We start from the raw sequence: 14090 nt of genomic DNA on the forward strand, positions 1-14090 counted from the left end.
GGCACCGACGCTCTGTACGGTAGTGGGTACTCTGTCCAGCTCCGACCTCAGGCAACCCAGGGAGTATCGCGTGGCAAGCGAAGATCGTCGGGTTCGTAGGAGTCGCGGACTCCTACGGGACGCGCTGGTGTCATTGACCCTGGAACGTGGGTACTCGGCCGTCACGGTCGAGGACATCACCGAGCGAGCAGACCTCGGCAGGGCCACCTTCTACACCCACTTCCCGGACAAGGACGCCCTGCTCGCACAGGTGGTCACCGGCCTGATCGATGATCTGCAGGAGCGCCTTCGCTCGCTGACCCCAGAATCGTCGGTGGGGTTCACCGGAAGGCCGGTACTCGAGATCTTTCGGCACGCAGCCGAGGAACGCGACATCTATCGAATGATCCTGCGGGGCGAGGGGGACGGCCGTGCATTGCGGCGGTTCGTCGACGACTGCAGCGCGGCAGCGGCGGAGATGTTCGGGGCCAGGGCCACGGCACTCGGCGTCACCCCGCGCATGGATCTCACGGTGCTGTCGCGGGCATGGGTAGGGGAAGTGGTCGGCGTGCTGCAGTGGTGGCTCGACCTCGACCCACCACCCCTCACGCCCGAGGAGGTCACCGAGATGCTCCTGAACCTGTCCCTGCGGGGTCGGTACTGGGCGGCCGGGTTCGACGATGGAGACGTGGTCGGCTCCGGCTCGGACCCCGACGCCGTCCAGTAGCGGCGGTCGGCTCGCCTATCCGAGGGGTTGGGCACCCCGCTGATCGAGCAGGGCCGTCATCAGCCCGGTCTCCGAGCCCTGTTCCAGAATCATGCTGCGCGCGGTTTGCTTGACCGGGCCTTCGTCGAGCAGATGGTCTGCGGCCTGGGCCATGGCGATCCCGCCGAGGTGGTGGCGTTGCATCAGTTGCAGGAACAGCGTTTCGGCGTCGCGGCCGCGGGCGGTGGCGAGGGCATCGAGCTCGGCGGTGGTGGCCATGCCGGGCATGAGCGCCGCCGGTTGGTCCGCCGGCGGGTCCGCGGGCGGGACTGTGGCGCGATGCGTATGGGCGCCGCCGGTTTCGTGGTCGGCGCCCATCCAGGCCATCGGCGCGGGGTTGGCGGCGGTGACGCCCGCGAGTCGGAGCCAGCCCATCAGAGTGCCGACCTCGATGCGCTGGGCGTCACCGATCTGCTGGGCGAGGCGCGCGACGCCCGGATCGATCCCGGGGTCCAGCCGCTGGACCATCATCAGCGCCTGCTGGTGATGCCCCGCCATATCCTGGATGAAGCCGATCTCGGTGTCGTTCAACACCGTTGTGGAGACCTGTGGTTCGTCGATGACGAGTGGGCGGAGCGCCGCGCCCAGAGCGAGGAAGAGTAGCGCCGCCGCCCCGAGCGCGGCGACCCGAATGCAGGTTGCCTTCGTCATGATCCGAGCGTGGACTTCTGGTTTGCGGGCGGGTCATAGACGTCGTTGTCGAGTTGCAGGGCCATGAATCCGTTGTCGGAGCAGGTGACCCAGAGCTGGGTGCCGCGCCACTGCGGCGGCGAGAAGCACCAGTCGGTGGTCAGGTCGCCGCCCGCGATCATCCCGGTGCGCGAGGTGAGCGCCTCGTCCATGTTGAACTTGCCCTGCTCCTTGGCCTGCATCGCGGCCGAGATGCTGAGCGCCGGGATTCCCAGGACCGACGCCAGCGCGTGCGGAGAGTTCCAGCGTTCGAGGTTGCGGCCCTTCATCGCGGGCGGGTTGTAGTAGGCGATCTCCCGCACGTCGAAGGGGTCACTGACATCGAACACCCGGATTCCCGAGGAGCTCCAGCCGCAGGCGAGGGCGGTCGGGTTGGTCGGCCGGTCCGCCGCGCAGTAGTGCGACTCATAGCCGAATGCCGAACCGCCGGAAGCGGACCCGATGGCCGAGTCCTGGTTCTCCGGGAGGTTGATCTCGAGCTTGATCGTATTGACGATCCGGGGGTTGGCGTCGTCGGAGACGTCGATCAGCTTCACCCCGCCGGAACCGCCCTCGTTTGGGGTGAACAGGTAGGGCGTGCCGTCGTAGGTGACCGGGACGCTGTGCTGCGTCGCCATGCCATCGGTCCAGGTCAGCTGAGCGAGCTGGGGGACCTGGGGATTGGGATCGCGGCGTTGCACCGCGCTGGTGTCGAGAACCGTGATGCCACCGCCGTTGTCCGACAGGTACATCCGGTTGCCGTCGGGGGTCATGCCGAACCCGTGGGCGGACTGGCCGATCAGGCCCTGCCAGATGACGTGTGGGTTGGCCGGGTCGGTGAGGTCGACGGCGCTGACCACACTCGGGGCGATTCCCGAAGACCAGTAGGTGTTGCCGTCGGGGGAGAAGCCGCCTTCGTGGGAGGTGATGGGCAGCGGCATCTGCAGGTTGGTGCCCGGGCCGGGGTTCAGCAGGCGCGGGTGGGCGCAATCGGAGATGTCGTACACCGAGAGCAGGCCGTTGCCGGTGAGCGCGGGGACGCCGGTGCCGACCAGGAGCTTGCGCTTCTCGTTGACCTTCAGGCTCTCCCAGGTGCCCGCGAGCATGGCGGGTTCGGTCAGGTTCGCGGTGGGGACGGGGTGGGCCGGGTCGGACACGTCCAGGACCTGTACGCCGGGAGAGGGGCCGAGCAGGTCGCCGGGGAAGATCGTGCCCAGGTAGGCGCAGTGGTCGTAGGAGGCCGAGACGATGCCTGCCCCACGCCCCGCGAATCCACCGAGTGCGGAGGCGTTGCAGCGGTATCCCTGAGTGCTGCGGCCGTTGTCGCGCTCGGCGGCGGGGACGTCGCCCTGCAGTCCGGTTTCCGGCAGTGAACCCGGGCCGCAGTCCGCGAGCGCTGCCGTGTTGGTGGCGACGGCGTGCTCCTCGAGCACCTTGCCGGGCGCGTCCGACTGGGGTGCGGCGGCGCCGCTGACCATGGGCAGCAACAGTGCCGCGGCAGCGGCGAGAGTGGCAGCTCGGCCGGCACGCACCACATTCCTGGAGTTCACGCTTTGTTTCCCCTCTAACCGGACACCGTTGTCCGGATGGTTCTGTAGTGTGCGTCACACCGGTCGTCGAGTCAAGCTTCGAATCACCGTTCAGTGCACTGCTCGCGGCGGCCGATGTCCGAAATGTTCACCTCCGTAGGGTGGTCGGCGTGAACACATCGCACCGAGTCAATCGAGGCCCCAAGGCCGCGGCGGGAAACCGTGCGGCGCTGGTCGATGCGGCGCGACGGGTGTTCGCCGAGAACGGCGTCGACGCGCCGCTGAGCCTGATCGCGCGCGCCGCCGGGGTCGGCCAGGGCAGCCTCTACCGCCATTTCCCGAACCGGGAGAGCATCATCCTGGCGGTGTTCGAGGACAACATCGCCGAGATCGAGGAACTGGCAGCCCGGCCGGAATCGACGCTCGACGAGGTCCTCGAGTTCATCGTCGAGCAGATCACCGCCTCAACGGCATTCGTCGCGATGCTCATCCCTGCCGGACTGGAGGACCCCCGGCTCGTCGAGGTCAGTGTGCGGTTCACCGACCTGCTGGTCGGGAAGGTCGAGGGTGCTCGCCGGGCCGGCGCCATCGCGCCTGAGGTGGAGGCGGCAGACGTGGTGTTGGCGCTGGCGATGTTCGCGCCCATCCTGCTCCAGAGCGACGAGGACTCCCGCCGTGACACGGCCGACCGGGCGTGGCGGTTGTTGCGGCGCGGGCTGGGGGCCAAACCGATCCGGTAGATCCTCAGCAATCCTGATGATCTTGGGCCGCATGTTCTTTCGGCCGTGCGCGCACGTGGGCCCGCTCGCCCTGCGGCCCGAACAGGTGGAGGATCTCGACCGCCTGATAGCCAGCCGGGCCGAACCAGTGCGGCTCGCTGGTGTCGAACTCGGCGACCTCCCCGGGACGCAACAGCACCTCGCGCTCGCCGAGGATCAGGCGCAGGTCACCCGCGAGGACATACAGCCACTCGTACCCGGCATGGGTGACCAGCTTTGGTGTGCACGGCCCGATCACCTGCTTGAAGACCTGAACCCGGCCCGGGTAGTTGGTCAGCGAGATGACGACGCTGCCGTTGCGGCGTCGCCGCGGTGTGAGGTGGACGCGCGGATCGCCGGTGGCCGGAGCCCCGACGAGCTGGTCGAGCGCCACCCGATGCACCCGGCCAAGGGGAACAAGAAGATCCAGGGTCGGGCGTCGCTTGCCCGACTCGAGCCGTGACAGCGCACTGACGGAGATGCCGGTCGCGGCGGAGAGCGTCTCGAGGGTCATGCCGCGATCGCGGCGGAGCGAGCGCAGTCGCGGTCCGACGTCGGCGAGCATCTGCTCCAGCTCGGTGTCCATGCCGCCCATCTTTGCAGTCCTCGCAAATTTCCTACCGGGTTCGAGGGATCGACTGCGACGATCCCCCCGACGAATGGGGATCGGCGCAGCGGGGGATCCGCGCGCGGTCCGGACGAACCGACCGGAGGAACTGATCGTGCGACCTCAGCCTGGAATCAGCACCACGAACCTGCCACCGCATCCGCGGCAGGACCCCTCGACGGGACCGGTCGACCCCGGGGGCAGCAGCGGCAGGAGGGGCTGGGTGGTGCTCGCCATCTGTTGCCTGAGCCTGTTCGTGGTCGGGCTGGACACGACGATGGTCAACGTGGCCCTGCCTGCGATCGGACAGGACCTGAACGTCGGCACATCCGGCCTCGAGTGGACGGTCAACGCCTACACACTGGTCCTGGCGAGCCTGCTGATCTCCTCCGGGGCGGTGGCCGATCGGGTAGGGCGACGACGGGTCTTCCAGCTCGGGCTGCTCGTATTCGGCGTCGCGTCCGCCGCGTGTGCCTTGGCGCCGTCCATCGGTCTCCTGATCGGGGCACGGGTCGTGCAGGGCGTCGGCGGGTCGATGCTCAGCCCGGTCGCGTTGGCGATCGTGGTCAATGTGATCACCGATCCCAGGGAGCGGGCCAGGGCGATCGGTGTGTGGGCGGCGGTCTTCGGCGTCAGCATGGCCGCGGGTCCCGTGACCGGTGGCGCGCTGGTCGAGAGCCTCGGCTGGCGATCGGTGTTCTGGATCAACGTGCCGGTGGTCGTGGCCGTCCTGCTGTTGACCGCGTTCTTCGTCCCGGAGTCGAGGGGCCAGCGGCCAAGAAGGCTCGACGTGCCCGGTCAGCTGCTGCTCATCGTCATGGTCGGCGGCACGGTGGCGATGCTCATCGAGGGCCCGCGAATCGGATGGGTCTCCCCCGTCGCGCTGATCGGATACGCGGTGGTCGCCGCCGCCACCGCAGGTTTCGTGTGGACCGAGTCCCGGCGGCGCGAACCCCTCATGGATCTCGGACTGTTCCGGCGAAAGCCGTTCACCGCAGCCGTTGTCGGCGCCGTCGTGGTGTTCGTGGCGTTGAACGCGACCTTGCTGCTCGGCACGCTCTACCTGCAGGATGCGCGGGGGATGAGCGCCTTCGCCGCGGGCGCCGTCACTCTGCCGATGGCCCTTGGCGCCACGGCCTGCGCGCCGCTGTCCGGGATCCTCGTCGGACGCGTAGGCGCTCGGCGCCCGCTGCTGATCGCCGGTACCTTCACCACCCTCGGTGGCCTCTGCCTGGTGTCCCTGGACCAAGACACCAGCATCCTGGTGTTGCTGTTGGCCTATCTGCTGCTCGGCATCGGGTTCGGATTCTCGAACGCCCCCATCACCAACACCGCGGTCAACGGCCTGCCCGCCGACCGTTCGGGGGTTGCGGGTGGGCTCACCTCGACTGCACGCCAATTCGGCGCCGCCCTCGGCGTTGCCCTCGCGGGCGGCGTCATCGCCACCGCCGCCCCCGCGGATCTCGCTCATGCCTCCCGGCCCGGCTGGATCCTCGTGGCCTGCTGCGGACTGCTGGTGCTCCTCGTCGCCCGGGTGTCGCCGACGGCAGGGAAGTCGAGCTGACCGACCCTGCGCCGGCCCGAACTCGGATCGCCGCGAAAAAAAGTTCGTGGCGGTGTCGATCCACGTCCTTCCCCGTTCGACCTATGGATGAGAGGGTCCGAGAGGGACCCGGACCACCGAGGGAGACAACGATGAAGTACATGCTGATCATGCGAGCCACCGACGAGGCCTTCGCGGGAATGATGAACACCGACTTCAACGAGATGCTCGAGACCGTCGGCAAGTACAACGACGAGATGATCAGGGCCGGGGTGCTGCTCGCCGCGGAGGGGCTCGACGATGCCGCCGAGGGTGTGGTCGTCGACCACTCCTCGGAGCAGCCCGTGGTCAGCGATGGTCCGTACGGCGAGACCAAGGAGCTGTTCGGCGGCTTCTACCTCCTCAACGTGGCGTCGAAGGAGGAGGCCATCGAGTGGGCGAAGCGGTCGCCGATCACCGGCCCCGGCTTCAAGACCGAGATCCGCAGGGTCCCTACGATCGACGAGTTCCCGCAGGACAACGAGTGGATCAAGAAGGAGCGGGCGTGGCGCGAGGCCACCGGCCAGCTCTGAGCGGATCGGCGGGCGAGGGTGGATCACACCGGGCGTGAGGCCGTCGCCGCCGTCTGGCGGATCGAGTCCGCGCGGATCGTCGGCGCGCTCGCGCGGTACACCGGCGACTTCGCGCTGGCCGAGGATCTCGCCCAGGAGGCGCTGGCCGAGGCGCTCGTGACCTGGCCGCGCGACGGCGAACCCCGCAACCCCGCAGGGTGGCTGCTCACCGTCGGCCGTCGCCGCGCGATCGACGCATTCCGCAGGCGCTCCGCCCTCGACGTCAGGTACGCCGCCCTTGCCAAGGACCTGGGCGAGGGCGGCGCCGTCTCGGGGAGCGCACCGGTCGACCCGACCCGGGACGCCGAGGACGTGCTGTGGGATCCGGACCAGATCGACGACGACGTGCTCGCGCTGATGTTCATCTCCTGCCACCCCGTGCTGTCGCGGGAGGCGAGGGTGGCGCTCACCCTGCGGGTGGTCGGCGGCCTGACCAGCGACGAGATCGCCAGCGCGTTCCTCGTCCCCACCGCGACCGTTCAGGCCCGGATCACCAGGGCGAAGAAGACCCTCGGGGCGGCTCGGGTGCCGTTCGAGGTGCCGTCGGCGCAGGAGCGCGCCGAGCGGCTCGGCTCGGTGCTCAGCGTGGTCTACCTGATCTTCACCGAGGGGTCCTCGGCCACCTTCGGTGGCGACCTGATCCGTTTCGACCTCGCGAGCGAGGCGCAGCGGCTCGCGCGGGTGTTGGCCAGGCTGGTGCCGAACGAGCCGGAGGCCCAGGGCCTGCTGGCGCTGCTCGAGCTGACCGCGGCACGCTTTCCCGCCCGCACCGGGTCAGACGGCGAGCCGGTGCTGCTCGAAGACCAGGACCGCCGCCGCTGGGACCGCGCCGCGATCCGTCGGGGACGCGCCGCCCTGGCGAGGGCGGAGCGGGTCGGCAGGGGACTGGGCGCCTACGGTCTGCAGGCGGCGATCGCCGAATGTCATTCCGTCGCAGCATCGGTCGACGCGACGGACTGGGAGCGCATCGTGCTCATCTACGAGGCGCTGGGCAGGCTCTCTCCGTCGCCGGTGGTCGAGCTCAACCGCGCGGTGGCTGTCTCGATGGCCCAGGGCCCCGCCGCGGCGCTGCCGATCGTTGACGAGTTGGCAGCGGCCGGGGCGCTGTCGACCTCGCACCTGCTGCCGACCGTTCGAGGCGAGCTGCTCACCAGACTGGGACGCGCCGAGGAGGCACGCACCGAGCTCCAGCTCGCAGTTCGGTTGTGCGGCAATGCGCGCGAGCGGGCGGTGCTCGAACGCAAGCTCGCCGGCCTCGGCTGACGGCTCGGCCTCCACGTGTCCGGGTTGGCCGGATTGTCGTGATTTACTCGTAAGAGCGAGAGCTACAGCCTCCCGGAGCGAGCGCACCCGTCACCGAGTGACCGATCGCGACCCGCGGTGACGACAATTTAGAACCGCACAATGGTTCTGTGAAACCGGCTAGCGGTCTACTGTGAGGTGATGGCCGAAGCGGGACTGGCGGCGGACAAAGTGGACGGCGGGGTGCGCAGCATCGCCCGGGCGGTCGACGTGCTCCGGTTGTTCGACCTCGATCATCCGCGCCGCACGCTGCGCGAGATCGTGGCGCTGACCGGCCTGCCGAAGACCACCGCGGTGCGGGTCTTGGCCACCCTGGACGGACTCGGTCTGATCGTCGATCTAGGCGACTCCAGCTGCAGCCTGGGCGCGGGTTTCCTGCGCTGGGTCGATCTCGCGGGGTCGCTGTGGGAAGTCGGTGCGGACGCGCGGCGCGTCATGACCCGTCTCGTCGACATGTGCGGTGAAACGGTCAACGTATACATCCGCCGGGACCTCAGCCGGGTCTCGATCGCGCAGGTCGAGGGAACCGCAACCGTGCGCAGCGTGGTGAAGACCGGCGTCCCGTACCCCCTCGAGTCAGGGGCTGCCGCGAAGGTCCTCCTCGGCGGAGCGTCCGAGTCGGTCCTGCGTCACCTCGTCGGGCGCCCGGACCGCGATCTCGACTCGCTTCGCCGCGAAGTGCTCGGCATCAGACAGGCCGGATACGCGGTGACCCACGGCGAGCGTGAACTGGGCGCCTCGGCCGTCGCGGCGCCCATCCTGTCTGCCGACGGACGCGTGCTGGCGGCGCTGTCCATCGGTGGTCCCACCTCCCGATTCACCGCCGATCGGGTGGGGCGCTATGTCGACGCGGTCACCGAGTCCGCGGCGGAGATCAGCAGCATCGGTCTGGGAAGTGTGGAGGCGTTCCTGTGAACGAAGAGCACGAACACGACATCGACGGCGGGGGCTCGGACGCGAGCGTCGGACTGCTCGCGGGCATCCGCGTCCTGGACATGACGAACGTCCTCGCAGGCCCGTTCGCCGGTTATCAACTCGCGCTCATGGGCGCCGACGTCATCAAGATCGAGACACCAGGGACCGGTGATCTCGCCCGCCAGCTCGGCGACAGCGCCGAGCTGAGCAGCGAGCGTCTCGGGACCTCCTTCCTGGCGCAGAACTCCGGAAAGCGTTCTGTCACGGTCAACCTCAAGACCGCAGGCGGCAAGGAGGTGTTCGAGAGGCTGGTGACGCGAGCGGACGTCCTGATCGAGAACTTCCGACCCGGTGTGCTCGAACGACTCGGATTCGGTTGGGGCCGGTTACGTTCCATCAATCCCCGTCTTGTGTACTGCGCCGTCTCCGGATTCGGCGCCGACGGACCCATGCGGACCAGGCCCGCCTACGACCAGGTCGTCCAGGGGCTGTCCGGGATCATGTCGGTCACCGGCACTCGCGACACCGCGCCACTGCGGGTCGGGTACCCGGTGTGCGACAGCTTCGGTGGGCTCGCCGCGGCCTTCGCCGTGTCCTCGGCGCTGGTGCGTCAACAGCGCACCGGGCAGGGCGCCTACCTCGACACCTCGATGCTCGACGCCGCCCTCACCTCGATGGGATGGGTGGTCTCCGATCACCTCATCGCAGGCCGCGAACCGACTCCGATGGGTAACGAGAACATCACCTCGGCGCCGTCCGGCACCTTCCGCACCGCCGACGGAGCCCTCAACATCGCCGCGAACAAGCAGGAACAGTTCGAGATCCTGTGCCGAATCCTCGACCGTCTCGAGCTTGTCGACGATCCGCGCTTCGCCACCCGCGAGGACCGCAAGCTCAACAGGGACGTGCTGCGCGAGGAGCTCGAGACATCGCTCAAGGCCAAGTCGGCCGCGGAATGGGACGAGATCTTCCTGGGCGCCGGAGTCCCCGCAGCCCCGGTGGTGTCGGTACCCCAGGCCCTGTGTTCGGAGCAGGTCGCCCGTCGCGGCCTGGTTGCGACCGTCGAGTCGCCTGCTGCCTGCGGCGGCACCCTGCAGGTCCTCGGGCTTCCCACACATGTCGACGGACATCCGGTGTCACCCTCCTCTCCGGCGCCGAGGCTGGGCGAGCACACCGACGAGATCCTTGCCGAGATCGGCTACGGTCGGTCCGAGATCGTCCGTCTCCGTGAGGATCACGCGATATGAGCGCCGCGCGCGATGACGCGCTGTCCCGCACCGGCACCCGTGATGTCGTCGACTGGTGGTCCACCGCGATCAGCGACATCGAGCCGGGCGTCATCCGTCTGCGTGGGTACCCCATCGAGCAGCTCATCGACGGGATCGGATTCGTCGAGATGATCTGGCTCATGGTGCGCGGCGACCTACCGACGCGTGCGCAGGCGTCGCTGCTGGAGAAGGCGCTGGTGTCCGCGGTCGACCATGGTCCGCAGGCGCCGTCGATCGCTGCGGCCCGCATGGCCGCGACCTGCGGGGTCGGCCTGCACGGCGCCATCTCCACGGGAGTGGGCCTGCTCGGCGACGACCACGGCGGCGCCGGGCAGCAATGCGTGGAGGTCCTCGGTGGTATCCGCCGAGCCACCCTCGAAGGTGCGGGCCTGGGGCAGGCGGTGCGGCGTTCCCTCGACGAGTTCGCGTCCGACCGCCGCTACGTGCCCGGTTTCGGGCACCGCTTCCACCCACGAGACCCCAGGCGTGACCCCCTGCTCGCCGCGGTGCGGCGTCATGTCGAGCTCGGCACGGTCTCCGGGGAGCATCTCGTCGTCGCCGAGGAGATCGAACGGCAACTCGCGCAACGTCATGACCGCCCGGTGCCGATGAACATCGACGGCGCCACCGCGGTCATCTACGCGGAGCTCGGGTTCGCGCCGGAGCTGGCCCGCGGCCTGTTCATCCTGTCCCGATCGGTCGGGATCCTCGCGCACTCCTGGGAAGAGCGCGAGGGCGGTCGCCGCATCAAGGGGCCGCTGCCGCCGCCGCTGCTCGCCGCCTATGTCGGGCCTGGTGAACGGGCGGTGCCCCTCGGCGAGAATGCCGAGCACCCCGCTGGCTAGCCTGGGTGGGTGGCCGGAAACTCAAGCTTTCGAATCACTCGCCTGAGAACGTTGATCGAGCATCCACGAACCGGCGCCGGCGAACGAGCCGCGGCGCAGCGGATGCTCGACCGGATCCTGACGAAGTTCGTCAAGGACGGCGCCGGCGACCGCACGCACGGTGCGCGGCACGATCGAGTCGGCCGGCATGCGGGTCTCTCGCACATCGCGGACGCGATCCGCGACGACATCGCCTTTGCGCGAGTGGTCTTCGCGACAGCTACTGCGCCGGGGCAGCTGGCCGTGCACGATCCGATCCGCGATGCCCCTCCCGGGATCTCCTACCTCGTCGAGACGCCGCACGATGCCGGCGTCGTCATCACGATCGACGACGTCCCCCGGGAGTGGGGGTGGGTGTCCGAGGACGGCATCGAGACCGTCAGCCCGGCGTTGCGGGCGCTCGCCGACGAGTTGGCCGAGATCATGAAGGGCTACAACCGCGGTGGTGCGGACGCCGAGCAGCGGTTCTTCGCAAGTGTTCGCGTCGACGGCGAGACGCTGGTGTGGGGGTCACCGGGCTGCTGACGTTGCCACGGCGTGGGGGGACCGACTGATTCCGACGGCGCGCCTAGGCGGGTGTCTGGCCGGAGCCCCAGCCCTGTCGGTGTAGCCGCTCGACACCGTCGAGCAGGAGGTCGATGGTGAACTCGAACTCGAACTGGTCGTCGCAGCCCGTGCCCACCACCGAATGCTCGTCGTGCGGGTGGCTGGCGGCGACCGCCGCGATATGGGGGTAGGCCTCGGCCAGCTGCGCGGCGGCGGCCGCGGGGACTTCTTGATCGGCGGGTTCGTCGAAGAGCTCCTGGGTGAACCCGAAGATGCGGCTCCCCAGTGCGTGCATCACGTGATGGGTGAGGTCGACGGACAGGCCGCCGGCGGTGAAGGTCGCGATGGTGGAGTCCATGTAGGCCAGCACCGCCGGGGTCGGGGCGGTCCTCGATTCCATGACGCGTCGCGCCCACGGGTGCCGGAGCAGCATCGCGCGCGCGGACAGGATGCGGGATCGGATCGCGTTCCGCCACGGCAGGTTTGGGTCCGGGACATCGATCTCGGTCACGACGGTGTCCACCATCGCGTCGAGGAGCTCGTCCTTGTTGGACACGTGCTTGTAGAGCGCCATCGGGACCACTCCCAGCTCCTGCGAGAGCCGGCGCATGTTCACCGCCTCGATCCCGTCCGAGTCGGCCAGGGCAATGGCGGTGGCCAGCACGCGATCTCGGTTCAGGGGCGTGCGGCGGGTCTCCGCCTTGCTGCGGGCCATCGGCTCCGTCCTCTCCTGCGTGCCACCCGCCATCGGTTGACAGGTGTACTTCGTACACCTTAGCGTTCTGGCCGATGGTGTACTACGTACACCTCTGGACTCAAGGGAGTGGCGCAATGACCTCAGCAAGAAGGACCGCAATGGCCGCCGGTGTGTTGTTCCTGGTCACCGAGGTCTCGGCGATCGCGGGGCTAGCCCTCTATCAGCCGGCGCTCTCGGATCCCGGCTATGTCGGCGGCGCCGGTGCCGACGGCCGGGTGCTGCTGGGCGCCCTCTGTGAACTCATCCTGATCGCAGCCATCATCGGCACGGCCGTCACGCTGTATCCGGTCATCCGCAGGCAGGGCGAGGGAATGGCCCTCGGTCACGTCGCCGGCCGGATCCTCGAGGCCGCGATCATCACAATCGGCATCGTCAGTGTGCTGGCGCTGGTGACCCTGCGGCGGGACGGCGCGGCCGCGGGCGCGGGCGAGGGCGCGCTCGTCGCGGTTGGGCAGGCGCTGGTCGCAATCCATGACTGGACGTTCCTGCTCGGCCCGAGCGTGGTGCTGGGCATGAACACCCTGTTGCTGGCCTACCTGGTGTACCGGTCCGAGCTCGCGCCCCGGCCCATCGCCGTGCTCGGGCTCGTCGGTGGCCCGCTCGTCACCGCCTCCGCGATTGCCGTGCTGTTCGGGCTCTACGGCCCTGCGGCCCATGCGATCTCCGCGCTGCCGGTGTTCGCGTGGGAGGTCAGCTTTGCCGTCTATCTGATCACCAAGGGCTTCAAGTCTGTTCCCGTCCGCGACCGCGCCGTTGGCTCGGGCGGCATGCGTCTCGAGCCGTTGGCAGTGTGAGTTCCGTGCCGTTGGCGATGGTCCGGCGGCCGGCTGCAAATAGTTAACTATTGGCATTGCCAATCATTGGCTGGCATGTGTACCGTCGCTTTCGGCATACCAAACGTCGGGCATGAGGCGACTGCTCAGTCGGGCAGGTAGGACTGACGCGGTCGCGGCCCTCGAGTGAAGGAGTCGGGCGCATGATTCAAGAGCTGTCCTACATCGGCATCGGTTCGCCCCGGTCCGAGGAATGGCGGACCTACGGGACGGAGCTCCTCGGAGGGATGCTTGCTCCGGACGGGGCAGACGGCGCCGTTCGTCTCGCAGTTGACGACATCAACTACCGGATTGCGATCCACCCTGGCGAGGAGGATGAGTTCCGTTACGCAGGATGGGGAATGGCGAATGAGACAGATCTGCACGCATTCGTAAACCACCTCGAATCGCATGGGGTGGTGGTCCATACCGGTGATCCCGAACTCTTGGCAGAGCGAGAGGTTGCCGAGCTGGCATGGTTCGAAGACCCCTGGGGGATTCGGCATGAGCTGACGTGGGGAAAGGTGGCAACGCCCCTGTCGTTCTCGACTGGCCGGACGATGCGCGGGGGATTCGTCACGGGCGATCAGGGGCTCGGGCATGTTGTGTTTCAGGTTCCGGACATCGAGAAGGCCAATGAGTTTTATGTCGATGTTCTCGGTTTCCGGCTTTCGGATCGGATCACGACCAAGTATTTCAGCGTGCGCTTCTATCACATCAACGGTCGCCATCACTCGCTCGCGTTGTCGGAGTTCCCTGGTCACGTTGGGTTCAATCATCTGATGCTCGAAGTCGAGCATATGGATGACCTTGGCCGTCTGATCGACCTACTCGACACTTACGACACCGACGTGATGCAGTCCCTTGGCAGGCACACCAACGACCTCATGACCTCTGTCTACATCGGGAGCCCATCGGGATTGCAGATCGAGTATGGATTTGGGGGGTTGACGGTCGACGACTTGAGTTGGGTTGCTAGGACTTACGGCAGGCCCAGCTATTGGGGGCACAAGCTCTCTGATGTCGCGAAGTCTCGCCTGCCGGGAATCGTCAAGCCCATCCCTGCTGGTGTCTAGCGGCAATGACGTTCGGCATGCCCGATGTCCACGCCGAGCGTCCAACGTCGCCAAACTCTGCGGTGCAC

General features: G+C 68.2%; 15 protein-coding genes. 11 read left to right on the top strand and 4 right to left on the bottom strand.

What is annotated here, in order from left to right; translation table 11 throughout:
- Positions 1-70: 70 nt before the first annotated feature.
- Positions 71-706 (top strand): TetR/AcrR family transcriptional regulator, encoded by a 636-nt coding sequence (locus JOE46_RS20180; protein ID WP_097211774.1) that lies wholly within the window; start codon positions 71-73, stop codon positions 704-706.
- Positions 707-721: 15 nt separating this feature from the next.
- Here JOE46_RS20180 and JOE46_RS20185 read toward each other — a convergent pair whose 3' ends face one another.
- Together JOE46_RS20185 and JOE46_RS20190 are read right to left on the bottom strand one after the other, a co-directional pair.
- A complete protein-coding gene (locus tag JOE46_RS20185; RefSeq protein WP_097211773.1) occupies positions 722-1396 on the bottom strand; it encodes a DUF305 domain-containing protein in 675 nt (224 codons plus the stop codon).
- Entirely contained in the window at positions 1393-2892 is a 1500-nt protein-coding gene (locus tag JOE46_RS20190) for an LVIVD repeat-containing protein (RefSeq protein ID WP_245222156.1), read from the bottom strand. The genes JOE46_RS20185 and JOE46_RS20190 overlap by 4 nt, the downstream gene beginning before the upstream one ends.
- 221 nt (positions 2893-3113) lie before the next feature.
- Between JOE46_RS20190 and JOE46_RS26860 the strand changes: the two genes are divergently transcribed.
- Positions 3114-3683, top strand: coding sequence for a TetR/AcrR family transcriptional regulator (locus tag JOE46_RS26860; protein ID WP_097211823.1), 570 nt, complete (start codon positions 3114-3116; stop codon positions 3681-3683).
- Positions 3684-3687: 4 nt separating this feature from the next.
- On the opposite strand, the gene JOE46_RS20200 is transcribed toward JOE46_RS26860, so the two are convergent.
- Entirely contained in the window at positions 3688-4287 is a 600-nt protein-coding gene (locus JOE46_RS20200) for a helix-turn-helix domain-containing protein (protein ID WP_097211822.1), read from the bottom strand.
- A gap of 136 nt (positions 4288-4423) precedes the next feature.
- Between JOE46_RS20200 and JOE46_RS20205 the strand changes: the two genes are divergently transcribed.
- From JOE46_RS20205 to JOE46_RS20235, 7 genes are all read left to right on the top strand, one after another.
- Positions 4424-5872 (top strand): MFS transporter, encoded by a 1449-nt coding sequence (locus JOE46_RS20205; protein WP_257017473.1) that lies wholly within the window; start codon positions 4424-4426, stop codon positions 5870-5872.
- A 131-nt stretch (positions 5873-6003) separates the two neighbouring features.
- The gene (locus tag JOE46_RS20210) at positions 6004-6423 is read left to right on the top strand and encodes a YciI family protein (protein ID WP_097211770.1); all 420 of its coding nucleotides are present in this window, start codon (positions 6004-6006) and stop codon (positions 6421-6423) included.
- Between the two features lie 18 nt (positions 6424-6441).
- Positions 6442-7725 carry an RNA polymerase sigma factor gene (locus JOE46_RS20215; protein WP_097211769.1) on the top strand — a complete coding sequence of 428 codons (1284 nt, stop codon included), beginning with the start codon at positions 6442-6444 and terminating at the stop codon, positions 7723-7725.
- Positions 7726-7905: 180 nt separating this feature from the next.
- The gene (locus JOE46_RS20220) at positions 7906-8679 is read left to right on the top strand and encodes an IclR family transcriptional regulator (protein ID WP_097211768.1); all 774 of its coding nucleotides are present in this window, start codon (positions 7906-7908) and stop codon (positions 8677-8679) included.
- Positions 8676-9926 carry a CaiB/BaiF CoA-transferase family protein gene (locus JOE46_RS20225; protein WP_257017472.1) on the top strand — a complete coding sequence of 417 codons (1251 nt, stop codon included), beginning with the start codon at positions 8676-8678 and terminating at the stop codon, positions 9924-9926. The genes JOE46_RS20220 and JOE46_RS20225 overlap by 4 nt, the downstream gene beginning before the upstream one ends.
- On the top strand, positions 9923-10792 hold the full coding sequence (locus JOE46_RS20230; RefSeq protein ID WP_097211767.1) for a citryl-CoA lyase: 870 nt from the start codon (positions 9923-9925) through the stop codon (positions 10790-10792). Before JOE46_RS20225 ends, JOE46_RS20230 begins: the two co-directional genes overlap by 4 nt.
- Before the next feature lie 51 nt (positions 10793-10843).
- Positions 10844-11356 (top strand): hypothetical protein, encoded by a 513-nt coding sequence (locus JOE46_RS20235; protein ID WP_245221123.1) that lies wholly within the window; start codon positions 10844-10846, stop codon positions 11354-11356.
- A gap of 43 nt (positions 11357-11399) precedes the next feature.
- Here the strand turns inward: JOE46_RS20235 and JOE46_RS20240 are convergent, their stop codons facing one another.
- The gene (locus JOE46_RS20240; protein ID WP_097211820.1) at positions 11400-12092 is read right to left on the bottom strand and encodes a TetR/AcrR family transcriptional regulator; all 693 of its coding nucleotides are present in this window, start codon (positions 12090-12092) and stop codon (positions 11400-11402) included.
- 116 nt (positions 12093-12208) lie between these two features.
- On the opposite strand from JOE46_RS20240, the gene JOE46_RS20245 reads away from it, so the two are divergent.
- Entirely contained in the window at positions 12209-12928 is a 720-nt protein-coding gene (locus JOE46_RS20245) for a DUF4386 domain-containing protein (RefSeq protein WP_097211765.1), read from the top strand.
- A gap of 182 nt (positions 12929-13110) precedes the next feature.
- Positions 13111-14022, top strand: coding sequence for a VOC family protein (locus tag JOE46_RS20250; RefSeq protein ID WP_097211764.1), 912 nt, complete (start codon positions 13111-13113; stop codon positions 14020-14022).
- The last annotated feature ends 68 nt before the right edge of the window (positions 14023-14090 follow it).

It is taken from the genome of Rhodococcus sp. PvR099, assembly GCF_017833315.1.
In the GTDB taxonomy this organism is placed as follows: domain Bacteria; phylum Actinomycetota; class Actinomycetes; order Mycobacteriales; family Mycobacteriaceae; genus Rhodococcus_G; species Rhodococcus_G oryzae.

Bases quoted from the DNA above. Each gene is read 5' to 3' on its own strand.
- JOE46_RS20185 (WP_097211773.1), bottom strand. From the start codon at position 1,396: ATGACGAAGGCAACCTGCATTCGGGTCGCCGCGCTCGGGGCGGCGGCG.
- JOE46_RS20190 (WP_245222156.1), bottom strand. From the start codon at position 2,892: ATGGTCAGCGGCGCCGCCGCACCCCAGTCGGACGCGCCCGGCAAGGTG.
- JOE46_RS20200 (WP_097211822.1), bottom strand. From the start codon at position 4,287: ATGGACACCGAGCTGGAGCAGATGCTCGCCGACGTCGGACCGCGACTG.
- JOE46_RS20210 (WP_097211770.1), top strand. From the start codon at position 6,004: ATGAAGTACATGCTGATCATGCGAGCCACCGACGAGGCCTTCGCGGGA.
- JOE46_RS20220 (WP_097211768.1), top strand. From the start codon at position 7,906: ATGGCCGAAGCGGGACTGGCGGCGGACAAAGTGGACGGCGGGGTGCGC.
- JOE46_RS20230 (WP_097211767.1), top strand. From the start codon at position 9,923: ATGAGCGCCGCGCGCGATGACGCGCTGTCCCGCACCGGCACCCGTGAT.
- JOE46_RS20240 (WP_097211820.1), bottom strand. From the start codon at position 12,092: ATGGCCCGCAGCAAGGCGGAGACCCGCCGCACGCCCCTGAACCGAGAT.
- JOE46_RS20245 (WP_097211765.1), top strand. From the start codon at position 12,209: ATGACCTCAGCAAGAAGGACCGCAATGGCCGCCGGTGTGTTGTTCCTG.
- JOE46_RS20250 (WP_097211764.1), top strand. From the start codon at position 13,111: ATGATTCAAGAGCTGTCCTACATCGGCATCGGTTCGCCCCGGTCCGAG.